Below are 20,614 nucleotides of genomic sequence, written 5' to 3'. Positions count from 1 at the left end.
TATCGTGTTCAACTGTATTAGCTTAAACCTTAAACTTGTTCACTAGCAGTGCCAGTTCCTCGGCCAGTGCTGACAAAGTATGGCTGTCGGTGGCACTTTGATTGCAGAGTTTTTCGGTTTCTGCGCTGGACTCAGCAATATTGCTAATGCGTTGATTCACATCCTCGCTCACCTGATGTTGCTCTTCTGAGGCAGTGGCAATTTGCGTGATCATGGAGCTCATTGCGCTGATATCACGGGTAATTATGGCAATGCCATCACCCGCCAATTCGACTTTGTTGACGGTGGTCTGAGATTTACTATGGCCCCGCTGCATCACATCAACTGCGGCCTCGGCGGTTTGCTGCAAACGCTCAATGGTCAGCTGTATTTCCTCAGTGCTTTCCTGGGTGCGGCTGGCCAAGGTACGCACTTCATCTGCTACCACAGCAAAACCCCGACCTTGCTCTCCTGCTCTGGCGGCCTCAATAGCGGCATTTAACGCCAATAAATTGGTTTGTTCAGCGATACTGCGGATCACATCCAGCACCGATACAATATTCTTTACATTTTGTTCAAGAGTTGCAATCGCTTCAGCACCACGACTCACATCACTTGCTAATGTTTTTACATCAGCTACTGAACCATTCAATTCGCCAATGGCTTGTTGGCTTTTATCTTCTGCGTCAGTAGCTGATGTGGCGGCATTTTCGGCGCTACGGGCTATTTCTATGGCGGATGCCGTCATCTGGGTCATGGCGGTACTGACCATATCGGTCTCCTGATTTTGCAGGGTCACCCATTTGTGAATTTGCTCATTGCGCGCATCTAATAATTTCGCTGACTCTCTTACCTTGTCGGCGCAAATCAAGACCTGGCTCACTATTCCCTGTATCTTTGCCACAAACTGATTAAAACTCGCAGCAAGCTCCCCTACTTCATCATGACTTTGGATATGCAAACGGCGCGTCAAATCCCCCTGACCGCTGGAAATCTCCTGTAAATTATGATTCATCACTTCTAACGGCTGCATTATGCGTTTCGCCATTAGCCGAACCATAAACACCATCAAGCTACTCATCAGCAGCGATACCAGTAAGGCGACACTCAATGAGCTGGCCATGGCAGCACTGTCTTGTGCTTCTATCTTATCTATTTCCTGATCAATATCGTCAATATAAAAACCGGTTCCCACCATCCAGTTAAATTGCGCTATCCAGATGGTATAGCTGAGTTTTGGAAGTGGCGTCTGACCTTCGCTTCTGGGCCAGTGGTAAAGGTAATAACCGTCGCGGTTTTGAGCAGTATCGATCAACCCCTGCACCACGTACCGACCGTTGGGATCCTGCACATCCCAATAGTTTTTTCCTACTCCCGCAGTGTTACTACCCAGAGCAATTCGGTCGCCATTAGCGGCATAAGCAAATAAATAGTTATTGCCATCGTAAGACAAGGTTTGAATGTAACGTTGGGCTTTCAGTTTGGCTTGCTCGACGCTTAGGCTTTGGTCCGACAACACAGCTTGAATACCACTTTGGGCTAGCGCAAGGTAATTCTTAAGTTCCGCTTTTTTTAACGCCAGTAAGTTATTGCGGGTATCAACGGACTGCTGCTGAGAGGAGGATGCAAGGGTTATCCAAAACGTTAACATCAGGATGGCGCATAGCAGAATAACCGGGATCAATGTCAACGCCGTTAATTTGTTTTTCAGACTCATTCTAGATTGCACGGAATCAGATTCATGTTGCTTTAATGTCATCCCGCCACTTTAAACATTTTATTAACATTTGAATGCTGTACTTAAGTACCATGAAAACAACAAAGAAAATTTAGATATTCTGCGTTTGGGGCCATGCCAGACAAGATCCAGCAAGCCCCTGTTCAGTGATTAAAATTAAGGACAGGTACCCAGATACCACACAATACCATCGGTAGAGTGCAGCGTGTTGTTGCCCCAGGTGGAACCAGCCATGGCATCGTCACTGCCATTGGCAAAATAATCTGGCAGATAAATATTACCCGTACTGTAGGCGCGACCTGCGACTTTGTGATAATAGTTGGCGGTGGTAAATTCACTGCATTGCGAGCTGCCATCTCCACCATCATCGCCGCCATTACCGCCATCATCTCCACTGCACGCCTGCAGCGGTCCGGTGCAGGAGGCATCATCGTCTTGCCAGCGACATTGACCCGCTTCAGAGACTTCATTTAATTTAAATGCCGCAGTACTGTATTCAAGGTAACAATTGGCGTAGTTGGTATAATCCAGGCGCCCGGCATTGATATGCTCATCTAACGTGGCGGTTTGACCTGCATCAATACTAAAGCTCACGGATTCAGAGGAAGACAGATTGGTCAGATCCGTCGCCGTCACCGAAGCAGTATTGGCACCACCAGGTAGATTACAAGCCTGGGCACTAAAATCAGGTACAGATACCTCAGCGCTGACACTGCCATTGGCAAAACTTACCTCGACCCCGGCCAGGTTCAGGTTGACGTCGTTCACCTTGCCACTCACAGTGGCACATTGCCCCTCGACACTCACCACAATATCCGACAATTGCGGCGCGGTTGCGGGCGGCTCAGGTCCAACACGCACCTGCCCGGTTTGCGGCTCGCCTTGCTTGCCCTCATCATCGGTGGCCACCACAATCACAGTGTAGAGACCATCTGCCAGTGCTGGACTCGTTAAATTAAACGCGCCCCCCGCATCCACATTGCCGCTAACACTCACATTACTGCTGCCTTCGATGGTGGCACTCACATCCACAACACTACCTTCAACATCCACAGCAGTGCCCGTGATCACTATCTGCGCAGCGTTAACCGCAAACTGCAGATTACTGAGTACCGGTCCGGCGTTGCGGTCCACCCTGAGATTATTGTCCAGAAAGTATTGCCCGAGATAACTCGCATAATTAATGCTGTTGCCATTCACATAGGAACCGCTGGAACCCTGACCTCCAGACCAGGAGTGATCCAGATTGTCGAACCACAACATGGTGACACGACCATCCTGCCACTCAGTTTCACGTGCGGTATTCGAAGCCCCTTCAGACAGCGTATTAGTGCCGGGCAACTGGCTAACACCGTACAACTGGGCCATGCCGTCGGCATTTTGCTGGTTGTAACACAAGTTTACCGTAGTATCGTTTTCCCCTTGTGCGATGGAGGCAATCTGCGTGGCGAAGTGACTACTGTAACTACCCGCGTATTGCCCGCAGCGGGCGGCGACATCAGCACTTTCACAAGGGCCAATAGCACCGTTAGAACTGGTGCCTATGCTGGGCCCGGCACTTATGCCCATACCCGCGAAAACATCAGGAGCCAGACAGGCCGTGGTATTGGCGAAGGCGGCACCAGAAGATAGCCCAGCGATATACACCTGGTCGCTATCAATACCGCGACTGCTATCCCCAGACAGGGTATTCGCCAGGCTGATCAGATTTTTATAATCACCGGCACCACGCGATTTAGTGCCCTGCCAATAAGACCAGCAACTAAACCCGGCCTTGTTCATGGCATCGGGCACGGCGATCACCAGTCCATACTGCTCGGCGGCATCTTCCAGATTCGCAGTTAAATAAGCATCGATAGATTGAGTACAACCGTGCAAGACCAACAACAAGCCTTTGCCATTACCGATAGCTGAAGTGCTGTCGGGCGTGTAAATGTGGACCTTGTTAAAACCGCCAATGCTGACATTGTTTTGCCAGCTCCCGGCCAGTGTTGGGTTTGTGAAAAGCAGTGAGAAGCTCAGTAGCATACAGGCAGAAAACATTTTTCTGGCCTGGTGTTGGGTTCGTTTCATAATTATTCCTATTGTCACAAGTTAGTTGTTAACGCCAGGAATTGAGTATGCACCTCTAAAAAATTTACCCGTCCCAACGCTTTCCCCACTTTAGTGCAATAAAGACATAATTGAGCTGGTACTTTAGTACAGTGCAACCTACGACAGTTGTAAGCCAAGATAGAAAAAAAAAGCTAAGAAGACAAAGACTGAGAAGGAAACGGCTAAAAAACAAAAAAGGCCAGCAATGCTGACCTTTTGAGGTATTGTACTGAACGGAACTACTCAGCCGCTTTTGGCTCCGCGACCTCTTTTCCAGAGTCGGCATTCCATTCATAAATACCGCGAATAGTACAGGAAGCCTGCTTGTTCAATTGGGAATCTGTTGCCAGTTTGTCACCGGCACTCATGCAACCATTGGCACCACGCGTAATAACCGCCACCTTGTTGATTGCCCAATCGGGGTTGCAGCCACCAATTAACGCCACCTTGTAGGTTTCTTTGTTGCGAATGCTCACTAACAAGGCGTTATCGTCATTGTCCACATTACTCCAACCAGAAATATTTCGGGCGTAACATACCTGGCTCACTTCCTCGCCAACCCGTGGGTCGTTGTCTTTATCAAAGCGTGTCTTAGCTTGCTCAGCGGAGCTGGCACAGCCTAACAATAGTGCTGAGCCCAACATAATTAACGACATTTTTAGTGTTTTCATAGTGAATTTCCTTTCAATTGCATAAGCTCATTGATGAGCCAGACAGCCAGTATACAAAAACAGTGACAACAATACTGGTAATTTTTTGACACTGGAACACCACTTTAATTCACAATGCATGTGTATTCAATATCCCATAACGACTAAAACGATTCCTTAAAAGTAGCTTCCAGGCAAATTCCTGCAGGGGTGTAAAAGAACACTTGAGTGATGGCTAAGGGCTCCTGCGTCATGATTTTATAGTCAATTTCCAATGCCTTTAGTTTTTGTAAAAAATCGCCTACCCCCTGCATACGCAGTGCCACATGATCTAAATGAGCGAGTTGTTCGGGCTTGCCATGAAGGTCGCTTTCCATCAGGTGAAAGAGGGCATTATCACCGTGATACAACCAATAACCGGGCCGGGAAAAGTCAGGCCGAAAGCCCTCCGTCAACGCAAAAACTTCACATAAAAAATCTCTTTCTTGTTTCAATAATGCCGCCGGGGCGCTGATATTGATATGGTCGAATTGCATTACAGGTTCTCCAAACACAAAATTCTAATGGGCTAATCGTCCGTAGTATGCCAGTTCGCTGACATTTTTATGGCATTTATCTGTTCTTGTAATTGTCTAGCGTCGTATTGCTCTACAATGTTTTGCAGTTTTCCGTTTGTTAGATTTGAATTAAAATCTGAAATTGATAGCCAGTAATACACCGCAGCGATAAACGGTTCTTTTTCTTTCAATTCGTTTGCTAATTGGTAGGTTATATAGCCTTTGTCTTTTTGAGTTTTTAGATGCGGAAGAATGTATTTGTAAGTTGATATAGCATCATTTGTATAACCAGCAGTGGAGTAATAGCGACCAAGAAGCCTGGCAGCTTGAGCATCACCATCTTCAACCAAGCTATTCCAATACTTAAAGCCCTCGTTGTAAGCATGTGCATCAACCCACTCTTTTTTGCCCTCAAAATCTATCCCCCCCACAGGGCCTCCAGGATTTTCATTTTCGACTCGAAGCGCAATATCAAGAAAGTAGGTAAGATTTATTTCCAACTCTTCGCGAGTCAGAGGCATGCCTTTGATATATTTGCCAATGATAGCCAACTGCTCAATTGAGTAGCGGTCCGGCCTTAACCCAAAATCAATTTCAGTGATTTTTTTAATGGCAAAATTCGCGAGTTCTTTATCAGTAAGCTCTTCTTCACCTTCCAGACCAGTGTTATTACCTTCGTTTTCCTGCGCTGAATTCCGCTCTTGCGACAAAGAGGCTTCACCAACCTCAACACTCAAATCTTCCGGTAAGTTATTTTTATTATTCGAACCAATCGAAACTTCCTGAACTGCACTTTCTTCAGTTTTCTCACCGAAAGTATGATAAACCAGACCCGATACGATTATTGCGGCCCCAATAGAAAATAGTAACTTGTTGTTCAAAACGACTTCCTTTTAGTCATCGAATAAGATGCTGCACTTGCATCATACTCCCACTTGAGAAAACTGTTAATGGCGCTGCTGTGTGTCGGAGACCTGGAAAAAATTGTGAGAACTGAAAATCTGTGAGAATTAAAGGGATGGAATTCTGAATAACAATGCTGCTTATTTACCCCAATACTGACCAGCGCTTAATGATGCCAAGCAGATAGAAAACGCCAAACAGAGTACACACTGTGGAACTCACCAACCAGAAAGTTATGGGGTTTTGGCTGATAGCAGGGTGATTAGTTACAAAAGGCAGAGTAAAGCCCGCCAGACCGCGCGCCAGATAGATAAAGGTAATAGTACAAAGGGCTAGTTTTTGCAGAGGCAGTGGTGGAATAACTCCCGCGCCCGATAAGCCATACAATCCCCACACAAATAAAATAGCAGCGATGATCAAGGTGGTTATGGCGGGTTGGTAACTGCCCATTTCCGCCAGATTAGCCATGTGCTCCCCTGCCCCGAAAAAGCGATACCACTGGGGCCCGCCAATGATAATGGCGAGATGCAGCATGGCAGCAACAAAGCTCAAACCTGCGGCAATTTTCAGTAACAGTGCCCCACTTAGATTTGGCCCCACAGTTTCCGTTGTAATCAGCATGGCAACTCCATTGAGAATGGTATAACAAACAGCGGTTATACCTGTCGTAGTTGTTGCAGTATTAAACCAGCTTGGGTGCGATTGTTCACCTGGAGTTTTTCTAAAATGGCGGAAACGTGATGTTTTACCGTGCGTTCCTGAATCTGTAGCTCCCAGGCAATTTGTTTGTTCAACAGGCCATCGCTGAGTAATTGCAGCACTTTAAATTGCGCAGGTGTGAGTTTTTCCACTTTGGCGGCCAGTTGCTTTTCTTCGGATTCTGTTTCCGTTACTTGATTCAGATCGATGCCCTGCGGTAACCACACTTCGCCATTGGCGACGGTATCCACCGCCTCTGAGATATTACCCAAGGACGCGGATTTGGGAATGTAACCACTGGCCCCCAAATGAATGGCACGGGTAATGATGCCGGGATCTTCATTGCCAGACACCATGATCACCAGAATATCCGGCCAGGTATGGCGCAGCTCAGTTAAACCACTGAAACCATCACAGCCGGGCATGTTTAAATCTAAAAAGATAAATTCCACTTCCGGTTGCGCCTTTAAGGCATCCCGCACTTCAGGGAAGCTTTGCGCTTCAACAATTTGGCATTGCCCTAACGATTGTAAAATCGCCTGGGTCAGCGCGGCGCGAAACAGCGGATGGTCATCAGCAACTATGGCTTTCACGGCATCAGGGGTTGTCATAGGTCATCATCCCCATAATGTACTTGATGGTTGCGGCGGACACAATCCGCCACAAATAACAGTTCGGAAAATCGCGGGTGGAGCATTGAAAAAAGCGGGTAGCTTTATTAAAACCGCGGGTGCCGGGGCACCCGCAAACGTGCACACACATCCGCACTTAGAATCGATAGCCTACCATCAGGGTGACAGTGCGCGGATCGCCATAATAGGCAATCAAGGTATTGTCCCCGCCAAGGCCCGGCGTGTATAAACTGATGTCTGTAGGGTCGGAAGGGTCTGGTGTAACAAACTGATAGCCGCCCACCATGTACTCTTCATCCGTCAGATTTTTCAGATGCAGTCCGGCGGTCCAGTCGCCACTGGCGCTGTACCAGTTCAAGCTCATATTGAGCAGGCCATAGCCATCCTGTGTTAACAGACTGTCTTCTTCGAACAACACATAATCGTCGCGATAGTAGTAATTGGCGTTGAACACAAAATCACCCAACTGATTTTCAAAGGCGTAGTTCAGCCCGAGGTTATAAGTCAGGTCCGGTGTATTAGAAATAGTAAAGCGGTCGGATTTATCAAACAGCTCTCCCGTAGTTGGGTCGGTATCCAGTACTTCAGTGAAGTCAGCATCAATCCAGCCGATGTTGAGGTTGAAGGTTAATGCATCACTGGCCAGGTACACAAACTCAGCTTCAATACCGTTTGCTTCTGACTCACCGGCATTTGCCAGGCGCTGATTTAAATCAGCAAAGCCATCACCGGGTAAAATTGAAATATACTGGCGATCTTTGTGATCCAGAGTGAACCAGGTGAGGTTGGCTCTTAAGTTGTCACCCCAGTCACTTTTCATACCAATTTCAACAGTGTCCACAATTTCGGGATCCGCCGCAGGTTCTGCGGTAGTAGCACGCGGATTAAAGGTACCGGATTTAAAGCCCTGCGCATACGAGGCATAAAACATGACATCGTCGCTGTGTTGGTACTCAATCCCTACTCTTGGCGTAAAGCGCGACCAGTCATCTTCATCATTCAGTACATTAGGCACAAACGCGGCAATAGTGGCTTCGTCGCGCACATAACCTGGCACCCAGCCAGACTCGGGATAAACGGTTTCAAATACCAGACCATTGTTTACCGTGGCGTCGCGCTCATCCTGGGTGTAGCGTGCACCGAGTGTCATGGACCATTTATCAGAGATATCAAAGCTACCCTGAGCATAAACGGCCTTACTGGTAGAGTTGCTGCAGCCGGATACTTCGCGAGTCAAACCCGGTGTACCAAATGCCCCTACCCCCAGCACTTCGAGAATCGCCTCAAACTGACCACAGGATTCACCGTCGTAGTGATACAAGCCCGATACCAGACTGAAATCACCGTTGACATAGTTGAGCTGTAATTCGTGGGTGGTTTGCTCATCGTCATAAATGGCCGGTACATCAAAGATACGCAGCGGGGTATTGTCAAAGTCGATGTTGGTGGGAGAATAGCTTTCGCGGTCGGAGAACACGTACTTCAATGTGGTGTTATCGTTCACATCCCAAGAAGCAGTAAAGCTCACACCTTCCAGTTCCACCTTGTTGCTCGTAGGTAAACTGGTATAAGAGTCATAAACGCTATCCGGTACTGGCGCATCCGTTAACAAGCTGGGTAATAAGCGATAGCCACCTTTGGCATTGGAGTCATCGTCGGTTTTATCCCAGGCCAAACGGAAAAACAAATCATCGGAAGGTTTATATTCCAGAGTAATGCGCGCTGCCGTCACTTCTTTATTGTAATTTTCTCGGTCCTGACCGGCTAAATCTGATTGCAAATACTCCCCAAAGCCATCGCGGTTTAAAGATGCGTAACCAAAGCCCACGTATAACTGTTCGCTGATAGGGTATTGCCCGGTCACTTTCAAATCCCGCTGATTATAGCTACCTACTGACCCTTGCATTGAGAATTCGGGATCGCCAGACATGGCTTTGGTGACGTATTTTACTGCGCCACCTATGGTGTTTTTACCGTACAACGTGCCTTGCGGGCCGCGTAAAACTTCGATGCGCTCCACATCCAGAATATCCAGCACTGCACCTTGAGGACGAGCAAGATAGACATCATCAATGTAAATACCGACGCCTGGCTCATAACCCCAAAGTGGATCTTGCTGACCTACGCCGCGGATGAAGGCGGTAAGGGTACTGTTAGTACCACGACTGCGCTGCAAGGTGGTATTGGGCGATAAAGTTTGAATCTCAGTGATTTCCGCCAGACCTTTTTCTGCCAGTTCCACAGCCGAAACCGAGGTGATGGCCACCGGCACTTCCTGAATACTTTCTACCGTTTTTCGCGCAGTCACCTGAATTTTTTCCAGACCCTTGCTTTCCTGTTCAGCCTCTTGAGCCAGTGCATTACCGGATAATCCGCTACTTGCCAGTGCCACCAGCACAGCAAGTGACAGCTTGCTGCGCCGTCTTTTCTCAGTCTGCGTTGCTTTAATCGTTGTGTTGTTCATAGTACATACCCTTTGCTATGCCATATCTCCGAAACGTTATTTTTTATAAGTATTAATAAGTTAACGTCGTTGATATAAGCGGTGTTAAGCCCGCCTTCACTCAATGTCGCAGCTACATTAACGAATTTTTTACATTTGGTATGCTGTACTTAAGTACCATATGCAAAAATTCAATCCTGTTTCAGAATCCATTTGAAACTCCTCCATCTCAATGTCCGTTTTGTAGGGTTTTACAGCCTCCACGGTGGTTTTAACACTGTGGCGGCTGTTTTCAATGCCGACACAGCGGGGCAATTTCCCGGTTTGGGTACGGCACAAGGAGTATGAGATTTTGACAGAATTTATTGGAATGATGGGCTTAATCGGTGGCCTCGTATTGCTGATTGTACTGACCATGCGAGGCATGAATTTGTTTATCAGCGCGCCGCTGTGTGCCGTTATCGTTGCATTGACAAATGGTTTACCGCTACTGGCAGGCAATGAAGATTTGGTGAGTTTCTATATGTCGGGCTTTACCAGTTTTATCGCAGCCTGGTTTTTTATGTTTTTGCTGGGTTCTCTGTTTGGTAAATTTATGGAAGATACCGGCCTTGCCGACAGCGTGGCTCACTGGATTGTGGGCAAGCTTGGCATGCAGCACGCGGTATTTGCGATAATTGCTGCCTGTGCCATTTTAACCTACGGCGGAGTTAACCTGTTTGTAGTGGCTTTTTCGGTTTATCCGATGGCGTTGAGCCTGTTTAAAGATGCTAACTTGCCGCGCCGCTTTATTCCGGCAGTACTGGCGTTTGGCTCGGTGACTTTTACCATGACATCAGCGGGCTCACCGGAAATTCAAAACTGGATCCCTATTAAATATCTAGGTACAACCCCGTATGCCGGCTGGCAAGTGAGTTTAGTGGTGGCGATTTTTATGGCTATCTTTGGTTACTGGTGGCTGAAAAAGATGATTGGCAAAGCGGTTGCCAATGGTGAATGTTTTGAAAGTCGCGAGGATGATCCTGGCCTTAGCAGCCCACAAGACAAAGACAAGTTACCCCATCCCGCCTTGGGTTTTATTCCCCTTTTGGTGGTATTGTTACTATCCTTCTTTTTACACGATAACTTTGGTCACAAAGCCCTGATTCTGGCCTTAGGCGGCGGAGTTTTGAGCATCCTGATCCTGTGTTTTAAGTATTTCAGAAGCCTCAACAATGCCATTAACGAAGGTACCACTGGCTGCTTAATCGCCATCGGTAATACCGCAGCGGTGGTAGGTTTTGGCACAGTAGTGAAAAACACCGAAGCCTTTCAGGTAGCGGTAGAAGTGATGACCCAAATTCCCGGCAATGAACTCATCGGCGCGGCGGTTGCAGTGTCGTTGATTGCGGGCTTGACCGGCTCGGCTTCCGGTGGTCAGGCAATCGCTTTACCTTTGTTGGCGCCCCACTATATTGACCAGGGTGTAAACCCGGAACAATTGCATCGAGTGGTAGCCATCAGTTCTGGAGCGTTGGATACACTGCCCCACAATGGTTATGTGGTCACCACGATTCGTGCTATTTGTAAAGAAACCCACGCCAGCGCCTACTGGTCCATGTTTGCCATGACAGGTATTGTACCCCTCATTGGCCTGGCCCTGGCTGTAACCCTGTTTATCGTATTTTGAGCATGAAGATGTTTGTTATGAATCAGCCAACCTTTATCAAAAAACTCAGTTTGTTAGTCCTCTGTCAATTGCTGTTCTGTCAGATAAGTCAGGCCAATTTTTTAGTTGAAAAACAAACCCTGGAGCTTGAAAACTTTACCACCAGCAATGGTAAAACCATTCCACAAATCAGGCTTGGCTGGGAGTCGTACGGTGAACTGAATGCCGATAAATCTAACGCGATCCTGATCACCCATTATTTTACCGGCAACTCACATGCCGCCGGTAAATACGCCGAAGAGGATGCCAATGCAGGCTATTGGGATGCCATTATTGGTCCGGGCAAAGCCATCGACACCAATCAGTATTTTGTACTCAGTATGGACACTCTGGCAAACGTCAGCGCCTATAGCGAACAGGTGATCACTACCGGCCCTGCCAGCACTAATCCGGCAACGGGTAAACCCTGGGGACTAGATTTCCCGGTGGTAACCATTCGCGATTTTGTTAACACCCAAAAAGCCTTACTGGACAGCTTAGGTATTAAAAAACTGCACGCCGTGATTGGCCCTTCGATGGGTTCTATGCAGGCGATAGAATGGGCTGTAGCCTACCCCGATATGGTGGAGCGCATGATATCGGTGATAGGGGTTGCGCAATCGGATGCCTGGCTGGTTGCGGGATTACAAAAATGGGCCAACCCCATTATTAGCGATCCGAACTGGCAGGATGGCAACTATTATTCCGGCTCAGCTCCGCTGGAGGGCTTAACTCAATCCCTGGCCATTATCACCCAGGAAGCCATGCACCCACGTATTTTCAATCAGCTCAACCCGGAACATTCAGCGTTGGAACAGTCACCCGCAATGGACATCCGCAGCAATTTCAAAGTAGTAGATTGGCTATATAACGCAGCGAGTAAGCGCGCCGCCAGTATGGATGCCAACCATATTTTGTATCTAGTGCGGGCCTGTCAATTGTTTATGGCGGGCCACGAAGGTGATTTAGAGAAAGCGCTGCAAAAAGTGCAGGCAAAATCTTTATTTCTGCCCGCCAGCGGTGACTTGTTGCTGTTCCCTGAAATGGCACATCAGGCCCATAAGACACTGCAACAAGCAGGTAAATCCTCAAAATATGCAGAGATAAACGGCGACTGGGGCCACCTTGATGGCATCTACAATGTGCAACAACAGGCTGACACCCTCAAACAATTTCTGGAGCAATAAGCATGTTCAAGTTAACAACCAATAAGCTACAAATCAGCTTGATGACTTCGCTACTTTTATCCAGCATGAGCATGGCAAAGCCGCAAACATTGGAGCTCAAATTAAGCCCCAAAATCACCGTCTCCGGTGTGTCTTCTGGAGGCTACATGGCCAATCAGATGCATGTTGCCCATGCCGATAAGATTTCAGGCGCAGGTATCGTGGCGGCTGGTCCTTATCGATGTTCCGCAGGCAACCTGATGGTAGCCATGAAACAATGCCTTGCCGATGGTAGTGCGCTAGCTGAACAAGATTTACAAAGCGACATAAACAACTTATCCAAAGACAATAAAATCGCAGCACCAGCAAATCTTAAAGGTGATCGGGTTTGGTTACTACATGGCACATTGGATAATCGCGTTGGCGCGTCAGTGACCGAGACTCTACACACCCAATATCAGGGCTTAGTAGCAGAACAAAATATCCAGTTTGTAGCCGACAAAGCCTTTAATCACGGCTTACCCACAAAGGATTTTGGGGTTGATTGTGCAACCACTACAACGCCCTTTATCAGTAAGTGTAATTACGATTCCGCACAGGAAATCATGGCCTGGCTGAACCCGAATTCCACGCCTGAAAATAACAGAACTCAAGGTCAACTATACAAGGTAGCACAGAACCTTGAGGTTGACGGAAGGGCCACCGGACTGGCTCAGCATGGCTGGTTATATGTGCCAGAAGCTTGTCAATCAGGTGCTGCTTGTGACTTGCATGTCAGTTTTCATGGTTGCCAACAAAACGAGGCAACAATCGGCACTGACTATATCGTCCATGGTGGCTTTAACGCTGCCGCAGACAAATATAACCAGGTGGTGCTATACCCACAAACCGCATCCAATAACCCTCTCAATCCGCTTGCTTGCTGGGATTGGTGGGGCTATACGGGCGAAGATTTTGCGGAGCAATCCGGCCCACAAATCAGCACAGTAATGGCCCTTGTAGGCGCACTGCAAAGCAACACTCAGTTAGTGAAGAAAGCCCAGGAGCAAGCAACGCGCGCGACAGGAGCCGCACAATGAAGCACACCATTCTTATTACTGGCGCGGCCAGTGGCATTGGCCTTGGCATCGCAAAAATCTTAGGTAAAGAGCACCAACTCATTTTGACCGATATGAATGTGGATGCTCTGGCTAAAGCACGGGAGACGCTACTGGAGTCGGATATTCATTGTCAAACTCATGTATTGAATGTCACGTCTCAAGCAGACATAGATGCTCTGGTGCAACAGCTAGATTGCCCCGTGGATATCCTCATTAATAACGCGGGAATTCAGCACGTGAGTAAACTGGAAGAGTTCCCCATGGACCGCTGGCAGCTTATTTTAGATATATTACTAACCGGACCGGCTCGCCTGACTCGGGCATTATTACCGGGTATGCGTAACCTGGCCTTTGGCCGAATTATCAATATCGGTTCTATCCACGGTTTAATTGCATCACCTTATAAATCTGCCTATGTAGCGGCAAAGCACGGTCTGGCCGGCTTTTCTAAAGTCATGGCGCTAGAAACCGCTGATACCGACATCACCATCAACACCATCTGTCCTGCTTATGTCAAAACGCCACTGGTAGAAAAGCAGATAACTGATCAGGCCAAAGCTCATGGCATTAGTGAAGAAGAAGTGATCAACAATATCATGCTGGAGCCCATGCCTAAAAAAGCCTTTATCGACGTGAGCGAAATTGCCCACACAGTGCAGTTTTTAATGGCCAAAGAAGCTTGCAATATGACCGGCCAATCATTGGTTTTGGATGGCGGCTGGACCGTGCGTTAATACTTCAGCACATTCAAACCTTGCGATGGGGAAGCTTTTTCAGTTTCCCCTTGTTTTTATCAAATCTCAGCTAAACTTTTTGCCATCTCTCGCGCTATAATTGTGCTCTTTATCTCTAACTAAATACATTATGGAATCCGTACCTCGACTGTTACCTGAATGGGTTTCCCAGGAAGCGATTTTGCTGAGCTGGCCAGATGCCAAAACCGATTGGGCAAACTGGCTGGAAGATGTACAAGAGACTTACATCTCGCTTATTAATAAGATCAACACCTATTCTTGTCCGGTGATCCTGCTGGCGCGTCCAGAGCAAATTGCCTTTTTACAGGAGCGCTTGCACCCCAGCGCTAAGGTAATGCTGGTGCCTGCTGAGTACAACGATACCTGGATCCGCGATTACGGATTTTTAACCTGTGATCTGGGTGGCCACCGTTACCCTGTCAGCTATACCTTCAATGGTTGGGGCAACAAGTTTAATGCCGACAAAGACAACCGCGTTAATTGTGCTTATCTGGCGGATATGTGCAGAAAACAGATCACGGAATATGGCCTGGTGCTGGAAGGTGGAGCGTTGGAAATCAATGCCGACGGTTTACTGCTGTCTACCGCACTGTGTTTAAGTAATCCTGAGCGCAATGGCGAGATACGACTTAGCGACTACGAAAAGCTATTTGCCGAGCAGCTAGGCGCCCGCAAAACGCTGATACTGCAAAATGGTCACCTTGAAGGTGATGATACCGATGGCCATATCGATACCCTGGTGCGCTTTACCCACAAAAACAACCTGGTGATACAGTCGGCATTTAACCGCCCGGAAGATAGCCACTTCGCAGGTTTAGCGGCACTGGTGGAAGAGTGTCGAACTGCCCTGCCGGAATGTGAGATATTTGAACTACCGCTACCGGAAATATTTAATGACGACGGCGACAGATTACCGGCGTCGTATGCCAATTATTTGCTGAGCAATAAGCATGTGTTTGCCCCGATTTATGGTGAACCGGAAGACAGTCTGGCAATACAAACACTGGAAAAAGCCTACCCGGACTATAAGGTTGTGCCAGTTAACTGCCGGGCATTGGTACAACAATACGGCAGCTTGCACTGCATTAGTATGCAAGTACCCACAAACACCTTAAAACCTGAAATTATTGAACAATTACATCACGGAGTGTCAGTTTATGAGTGACCGTATGCTTACAGTGGGTCTGGTACAGCAAGCTATTGCTGACAACGATAAGGGCAAAAACTGGCAAGCCAGTAAACTACAGATTGAGCGCCTCGCACAAAAAGGTTGCCAGTTGGTGATGTTACAAGAGCTACACAGCACCCTGTATTTTTGCCAGGAAGAAAATACCGAGTATTTCGATCTGGCGGAACCCATTCCCGGTCCCGCCACCGATTATTTTACCCAAATAGCCGCAGAACTAGACATCGTATTAGTGACGTCTTTATTTGAGAAACGCGCAGCGGGTCTTTATCACAATACCGCGGTAGTATTTGATGGCAAACAGGGCATGGTGGGCAAGTACCGCAAAATGCACATACCCGATGATCCGGGATTTTACGAAAAGTTTTATTTTACCCCCGGCGATTTGGGTTTTACCCCTATTGAAACTTCAGTGGGTCGCTTAGGTGTTCTCGTTTGCTGGGATCAATGGTATCCGGAAGCGGCGCGTTTAATGGCCATGGCCGGAGCAGAAATTCTGTTATACCCAACAGCTATTGGTTGGGATAAAAACGATACACCAGAAGAACAACAGCGCCAGTTTGGTGCCTGGCAAACCATTCAAAGAGGGCACGCGGTTGCCAACTCACTGCCGGTAATGGTGGCCAACCGCACCGGATTCGAATCATCGCCGATTGAGGGGGATCCAGGTATTCAGTTCTGGGGACAAAGCTTTATTGCTGGCCCGCAAGGAGAGATTTTAGCCAGCGCGCCTGTCGATAAAGAAGAAAACCTGGTGGTAACCTTCGATATGAAGCGCTGCGAATCAGTGCGCCGCATCTGGCCTTACTTCCGAGATCGTCGCATTGATGATTATCAGGATCTCACCAAACGCTGGAGAAGCTAGTGGTGCTAATGCGTCGACCATAAAAGTTGATAACAGGTCGACGCATCATCTGGCTCCCGCCGCCAGTTTAAGGAAAAAAGTTTGAAGGAAATAAATTGAGGTTCAGCAAACAGGTAAGTGACAAAAAGTGGCGTTTGATTGCGCGTATTTTTTGTCTGGCATTTTTATTGGCCTTTGTCACTACACTGCTGGATGGCCAATATCATTACGATACCAATTCCAATAAACAAATTGTTTCCGAACAGGGCAACCCGGTTAAATATTATTTTTCGTTATTCTGGTATGGCACTATCAGCCTGATTGCAGGCTACTACGGTTTTCTGGCAAAACTGAAAAGCTAAATTAATTCAGTGACAAGCCACTGATTAGTTCGGGCGTCAGATAGCGCTGCAACACTTGCAACACCTCTTCGTGCTGCCATAGCGCAAAACCTCGCTTTTCCAGCGCCTCAAAGTGTTGCGTGTCTGGCAAGCCAAAATAATGCTGTTTTGATACATCTTGCGCTTCACTGGCAAGCGACTGTTCCTGAGCAAGCTTTGCAATGGCATCCATGATCATCGTGATACCCAATGGATATAACTGCAGAACATGACCAAAAAGGGATAGGGTTTTATCGACTTTAATACTGGCAGTTTGAATGATATTGCCGGTATCAATGTCCCCCGAATCAATATAGTGCAGTGTACAGCCCACCTCAGGTTCATCCGCAATGAGGGCGTGTAACGTAGTTAAAATGCCTTGATATTGGGGTAACAAACCAGAATGTAGATTCAATACCCCAAGCTTGGGGATAGCGATAATTGGCGCTTTGATAATCTTGCCAAACCGAATAGACAGCACCAAATCAGGCTGAGAGGCTTTAAAAATTTCAAGTCCATCAGGACTATTAATCTTTTCCAGCCTCCGGCAACCATTGCCACTAAGCTCACCAAATTCATTAAATGAAAGATATCGGTCTTGATGTTTTTGCTGCTCCACTAATGGCGTTACAACTTGATTAAACAACGTTTGTTCAATGAATTTAAGCTGTTGTAGCGCCTGTGGTATTTGCCAACCCGGTTTTGCCAGGCCCACCGATTCAGAAAGAAATAGCGTGATTTGGTGCTGTTTAAACAATGGCCGCAACAGGTTAAGGGCAATGTTAGCGTGCAAATCGCGGTTTGCCAGAATGGTGATATTCATCTGTGCCTCTTAAAAAAGCATTCAATTAACCATAGCGCAAAACATTCTGTAACCATAATCTACAACATCGGTTAAATATTTATACGCAATTTGCGTTCACTTCCAATTCCCATTAGGGTCATTCCAGGCTAAGGTTTTGCCTCAAAATAACAACATTCAAAGGTTAGCCATGCTCAAACGACTTTGCTCCTGTTTTGGCCTGCTGTTATTGATGGGCTCAGCCCTCAATGCAAACGCCGCCATGTCGCCCGAAGACGTGACCAAATTCACGCTTAAAAACGGAATGACCATCATGGTGATGGAAGACCATTCCATCCCCAATGCCAACATGTACATTTTCTGGAAGGTGGGTAGCCGCAACGAATATCCCGGCACAACCGGAATCGCCCACTTTTTTGAACACATGATGTTCAACGGCGCTAAAAAATACGGCCCCAAAATGTTCGACCAAACCATGGAGGCCAATGGCGGAGCAAACAATGCCTATACCAGCGAAAACCTGACGGTTTACACAAACTGGTACCCGGCTGATGCCATCGAAGTGATGTTTGATTTGGAAGCCGACCGCATCCAGCACCTGGCACTCGATCCGGATATAGTGGAAAGTGAACGTGGCGTAGTTACTTCCGAGCGTTCCACTGGCCTGGAAAACAGCAATTTCCGAACTATTTGGGAAGAAGTTAAAAACGCGGCATTTCGCGCCCATCCCTACAGTTGGCCAGTAATTGGCCATGCTTCGGATATTGAAAACTGGAGCATGGAAGACTTAAAGTCCTTCCACAAAACCTTTTATGCCCCTAATAATGCTGTCACTGTTTTTGTCGGGGCCGTGGATACCGACGAAGTTAAGCGATTGGCAGAAAAGTACTTTGAGCCAATTCCCGCTCAAGAACCTCCGCGTAAGATCCACACAGTAGAGCCTGAGCAAAAAGGCGAGCGCCGGGTTTATGTGCAAAAACCATCGGTTACCAGTGCCAATATCATGATGGGTTTTCACATACCGCCTAACGCCCATGAAGACTATTATCCGCTGTTATTGCTCAGCGACATTCTGTCCTCAGGCAACAGCTCGCGTTTAATGCGTTCATTAGTATTCGAACAGCAAGTAGCGGACAGTGTTTCAACATTTGCGTTTGATAGCTTCGATCCAAACCTGTTTTATGTTTATGGCGTGGCCAGTCAATCTGCAGATGCAACAACCTTGGAAAAAGCCATCATCGCAGAGCTTAACAAGGTAGCCAAAGAAGGCGTTACTGAAAGAGAATTGCAAAAGGTGAAAAACCAACGTCTTGTTAATTTTTACCGCGACGTTGGCACCATCAATAACCGCGCGGATATGTTAGGTCGCCATGAACTATTCCACGGCGATTACAAAAAGATGTTCAGTGCTCCGGAAGACTTCGAAAAAGTCACTAAAGAAGATATTCAGCGGGTTGCGAGAACCTATCTGATTAAGAAAAACCGCACTGTAGGTGTTTTGGATTCCAAGGAGGACAGCCATGAAAACGATCTATAAAACTTTACTTTCAGGATTCATCCTCTGTTTTTTCGGGCAAGCATTTGCAGCTTACACCCTCCCGGAATACCAAAAAATGGCGCTTGATAACGGTCTGACAGTGTATTTAATGGAACAAAAAGAGGTGCCATTAATTGACGCTACTGTGGTGTTTAATGCTGGTGCCACCCGAGATGGCGATGTAGCCGGTTTGGCCACTATGACCACCGAAAATATGTTATTCGGTGCCGGTAAACTCAATAAAAACGCTTTCGAAGAAGCCCTGGAATTTGTCGGCGCTGAGTTTGATACGGATGTATCACTGGACGACAGCCGTATTTCCGCGTCGTTTGCCAGGAAAGACCAGCAACAAATCCTCGGATTATTAGCCGATGTAGTTAAAGCACCGCTATTCGATACTGCTGAATTTGATAAATACAAATCTCGTTACCTGGGCGCGTTGAAACGTCAAAAAGAAAGCCCTCGCAATGTTATTGCTTCATACAACAACCAGTTGATTTACGGGGGACACCCCTATAGCAATCCTGTCGGTGGGGATGCCCAGTCCACTGAAAAAGCGACACTGGATGATTTAAAATCCTTTTATCAAGGTTGGTTCCGTCCGGAAAACGCAGCATTGGTGATTGTGGGTGATTTCGACGCTAAAGCCATGTTAGCCAACATTGAAGGGTTGTTTGCTGACTGGAGGGGTACTGGCAAAGCCGCAAACAAAACCGCATTTCCGGTAGTAGAGGGCTTTGACAAAGATCGCGTACTGCTGGTGAATAAAGATGATGCTCGAGAAACTACCTTTTATATCGGTGGTTTGGGGATCCCGCGCAGCAATGCCGATTTTGTCGCGCTAAGTGTGATTAACACGGTTTTAGGCGGTCGCTTTACTTCGTGGTTAAACGATGAGCTTCGGGTTAATTCGGGTTTAACCTACGGTGCCAGAAGTCGTTTTAGTGCCATGAAACATTCTGGTCACTTCTACATCTCCACCTTTACCGCCACTGAAAACACCGAAGCGGCGATAGATTTAGCCTTAAGCACCTACGCCAGATTGTGGGAGAAAGGTCTGGATGATGCCACCTTAAAATCGGCCAAAGCTTATGTGAAAGGCTTATTCCCGCCCAGATACGAAACTTCAGGGCAATTATCCGGGTTACTCGGGGACATGTTCATCTATGGCTTTGATGAGAGTTTTATTAACAATTTCCAAAGCAATGTGGACAAGCTGGATAGCGAATCCAGTAAAGCACTCATTGCAAAGTACTTTCCGCAAGACAATCTGCAATTTACCATCATTGGTAAAAGCGCAGAAATCAAAGACATTGTGAAAAAATACGGTGACATTACCGAAGTGGATATTACCGCTCCGGGGTTTTCCTTTTAATCCAGGAATCGTTGTTTTTGACAGATTTAAGCCCGGTTCGCCGGGCTTTTTTACGCCCCCGGGCGATTTAAATTTGTACCCTTTGGC

18 protein-coding genes are annotated in these 20,614 nt (G+C 47.2%); 9 read left to right on the top strand and 9 right to left on the bottom strand.

Annotation, left to right across the window (positions count from 1 at the left end):
• Positions 1-22: 22 nt before the first annotated feature.
• The 8 genes from ACXAGP_RS19655 to ACXAGP_RS19620 form a co-directional block, all read right to left on the bottom strand.
• Positions 23-1,738: a methyl-accepting chemotaxis protein gene (locus ACXAGP_RS19655; RefSeq protein ID WP_475263348.1), complete on the bottom strand. Its 1,716-nt coding sequence runs from the start codon at positions 1,736-1,738 to the stop codon at positions 23-25.
• Between the two features lie 135 nt (positions 1,739-1,873).
• Entirely contained in the window at positions 1,874-3,790 is a 1,917-nt protein-coding gene (locus ACXAGP_RS19650) for an extracellular catalytic domain type 1 short-chain-length polyhydroxyalkanoate depolymerase (RefSeq protein WP_475263346.1), read from the bottom strand.
• 260 nt (positions 3,791-4,050) lie between these two features.
• Complete coding sequence (locus ACXAGP_RS19645; RefSeq protein WP_475263345.1) at positions 4,051-4,482, bottom strand: DUF6491 family protein; 432 nt, start codon at positions 4,480-4,482, stop codon at positions 4,051-4,053.
• Positions 4,483-4,625: 143 nt separating this feature from the next.
• A complete protein-coding gene (locus tag ACXAGP_RS19640) occupies positions 4,626-4,997 on the bottom strand; it encodes a VOC family protein (protein ID WP_475263344.1) in 372 nt (123 codons plus the stop codon).
• Positions 4,998-5,029: 32 nt separating this feature from the next.
• On the bottom strand, positions 5,030-5,899 hold the full coding sequence (locus ACXAGP_RS19635) for a hypothetical protein (protein ID WP_475263343.1): 870 nt from the start codon (positions 5,897-5,899) through the stop codon (positions 5,030-5,032).
• Positions 5,900-6,065: 166 nt separating this feature from the next.
• Positions 6,066-6,542 carry a hypothetical protein gene (locus ACXAGP_RS19630; RefSeq protein ID WP_475263342.1) on the bottom strand — a complete coding sequence of 159 codons (477 nt, stop codon included), beginning with the start codon at positions 6,540-6,542 and terminating at the stop codon, positions 6,066-6,068.
• Positions 6,543-6,577: 35 nt separating this feature from the next.
• Entirely contained in the window at positions 6,578-7,231 is a 654-nt protein-coding gene (locus ACXAGP_RS19625) for a response regulator (protein ID WP_475263341.1), read from the bottom strand.
• A 157-nt stretch (positions 7,232-7,388) separates the two neighbouring features.
• A complete protein-coding gene (locus tag ACXAGP_RS19620; RefSeq protein WP_475263339.1) occupies positions 7,389-9,716 on the bottom strand; it encodes a TonB-dependent receptor in 2,328 nt (775 codons plus the stop codon).
• Between the two features lie 349 nt (positions 9,717-10,065).
• Here ACXAGP_RS19620 and ACXAGP_RS19615 point away from each other — a divergent pair, with 349 nt between their 5' ends.
• The 7 genes from ACXAGP_RS19615 to ACXAGP_RS19585 all read left to right on the top strand — a co-directional run bounded on the left by ACXAGP_RS19615 (position 10,066) and on the right by ACXAGP_RS19585 (position 16,795).
• On the top strand, positions 10,066-11,364 hold the full coding sequence (locus ACXAGP_RS19615; protein ID WP_475263427.1) for a GntP family permease: 1,299 nt from the start codon (positions 10,066-10,068) through the stop codon (positions 11,362-11,364).
• Positions 11,365-11,381: 17 nt separating this feature from the next.
• On the top strand, positions 11,382-12,569 hold the full coding sequence (locus ACXAGP_RS19610) for an E22 family MetX-like putative esterase (RefSeq protein ID WP_475263338.1): 1,188 nt from the start codon (positions 11,382-11,384) through the stop codon (positions 12,567-12,569).
• A gap of 2 nt (positions 12,570-12,571) precedes the next feature.
• Positions 12,572-13,627: an extracellular catalytic domain type 2 short-chain-length polyhydroxyalkanoate depolymerase gene (locus tag ACXAGP_RS19605; protein WP_475263337.1), complete on the top strand. Its 1,056-nt coding sequence runs from the start codon at positions 12,572-12,574 to the stop codon at positions 13,625-13,627.
• On the top strand, positions 13,624-14,382 hold the full coding sequence (locus ACXAGP_RS19600) for a 3-hydroxybutyrate dehydrogenase (protein WP_475263336.1): 759 nt from the start codon (positions 13,624-13,626) through the stop codon (positions 14,380-14,382). The genes ACXAGP_RS19605 and ACXAGP_RS19600 overlap by 4 nt, the downstream gene beginning before the upstream one ends.
• Before the next feature lie 130 nt (positions 14,383-14,512).
• Positions 14,513-15,568: an agmatine deiminase family protein gene (locus tag ACXAGP_RS19595; protein ID WP_475263334.1), complete on the top strand. Its 1,056-nt coding sequence runs from the start codon at positions 14,513-14,515 to the stop codon at positions 15,566-15,568.
• Positions 15,561-16,454, top strand: a complete 894-nt coding sequence (locus ACXAGP_RS19590) for a carbon-nitrogen hydrolase (protein WP_475263333.1) — start codon at positions 15,561-15,563, stop codon at positions 16,452-16,454. The genes ACXAGP_RS19595 and ACXAGP_RS19590 overlap by 8 nt, the downstream gene beginning before the upstream one ends.
• A gap of 95 nt (positions 16,455-16,549) precedes the next feature.
• Positions 16,550-16,795: a hypothetical protein gene (locus ACXAGP_RS19585; protein WP_475263332.1), complete on the top strand. Its 246-nt coding sequence runs from the start codon at positions 16,550-16,552 to the stop codon at positions 16,793-16,795.
• A 1-nt stretch (position 16,796) separates the two neighbouring features.
• On the opposite strand, the gene ACXAGP_RS19580 is transcribed toward ACXAGP_RS19585, so the two are convergent.
• The gene (locus tag ACXAGP_RS19580; RefSeq protein WP_475263331.1) at positions 16,797-17,636 is read right to left on the bottom strand and encodes a formyltransferase family protein; all 840 of its coding nucleotides are present in this window, start codon (positions 17,634-17,636) and stop codon (positions 16,797-16,799) included.
• Between the two features lie 169 nt (positions 17,637-17,805).
• On the opposite strand from ACXAGP_RS19580, the gene ACXAGP_RS19575 reads away from it, so the two are divergent.
• Complete coding sequence (locus ACXAGP_RS19575) at positions 17,806-19,152, top strand: M16 family metallopeptidase (protein ID WP_475263330.1); 1,347 nt, start codon at positions 17,806-17,808, stop codon at positions 19,150-19,152.
• Positions 19,136-20,527: a M16 family metallopeptidase gene (locus ACXAGP_RS19570; RefSeq protein WP_475263329.1), complete on the top strand. Its 1,392-nt coding sequence runs from the start codon at positions 19,136-19,138 to the stop codon at positions 20,525-20,527. Before ACXAGP_RS19575 ends, ACXAGP_RS19570 begins: the two co-directional genes overlap by 17 nt.
• Positions 20,528-20,614 lie beyond the last annotated feature (87 nt).

This window comes from Planctobacterium sp. AWM4_229 (assembly GCF_056160305.1).
The sequence above is the reverse complement of the archived record's forward strand: the minus strand, read 5'-3'. Positions and strand labels throughout refer to the sequence as shown.

Coding starts and splice junctions, on each gene's coding strand:
- ACXAGP_RS19655 (WP_475263348.1), bottom strand. CDS start 1,738: ATGACATTAAAGCAACATGAATCTGATTCCGTGCAATCTAGAATGAGT.
- ACXAGP_RS19630 (WP_475263342.1), bottom strand. CDS start 6,542: ATGCTGATTACAACGGAAACTGTGGGGCCAAATCTAAGTGGGGCACTG.
- ACXAGP_RS19570 (WP_475263329.1), top strand. CDS start 19,136: ATGAAAACGATCTATAAAACTTTACTTTCAGGATTCATCCTCTGTTTT.
- ACXAGP_RS19650 (WP_475263346.1), bottom strand. CDS start 3,790: ATGAAACGAACCCAACACCAGGCCAGAAAAATGTTTTCTGCCTGTATG.
- ACXAGP_RS19605 (WP_475263337.1), top strand. CDS start 12,572: ATGTTCAAGTTAACAACCAATAAGCTACAAATCAGCTTGATGACTTCG.
- ACXAGP_RS19595 (WP_475263334.1), top strand. CDS start 14,513: ATGGAATCCGTACCTCGACTGTTACCTGAATGGGTTTCCCAGGAAGCG.
- ACXAGP_RS19575 (WP_475263330.1), top strand. CDS start 17,806: ATGCTCAAACGACTTTGCTCCTGTTTTGGCCTGCTGTTATTGATGGGC.
- ACXAGP_RS19645 (WP_475263345.1), bottom strand. CDS start 4,482: ATGAAAACACTAAAAATGTCGTTAATTATGTTGGGCTCAGCACTATTG.
- ACXAGP_RS19600 (WP_475263336.1), top strand. CDS start 13,624: ATGAAGCACACCATTCTTATTACTGGCGCGGCCAGTGGCATTGGCCTT.
- ACXAGP_RS19610 (WP_475263338.1), top strand. CDS start 11,382: ATGAATCAGCCAACCTTTATCAAAAAACTCAGTTTGTTAGTCCTCTGT.
- ACXAGP_RS19590 (WP_475263333.1), top strand. CDS start 15,561: ATGAGTGACCGTATGCTTACAGTGGGTCTGGTACAGCAAGCTATTGCT.
- ACXAGP_RS19620 (WP_475263339.1), bottom strand. CDS start 9,716: ATGAACAACACAACGATTAAAGCAACGCAGACTGAGAAAAGACGGCGC.
- ACXAGP_RS19640 (WP_475263344.1), bottom strand. CDS start 4,997: ATGCAATTCGACCATATCAATATCAGCGCCCCGGCGGCATTATTGAAA.
- ACXAGP_RS19615 (WP_475263427.1), top strand. CDS start 10,066: ATGATGGGCTTAATCGGTGGCCTCGTATTGCTGATTGTACTGACCATG.
- ACXAGP_RS19625 (WP_475263341.1), bottom strand. CDS start 7,231: ATGACAACCCCTGATGCCGTGAAAGCCATAGTTGCTGATGACCATCCG.
- ACXAGP_RS19580 (WP_475263331.1), bottom strand. CDS start 17,636: ATGAATATCACCATTCTGGCAAACCGCGATTTGCACGCTAACATTGCC.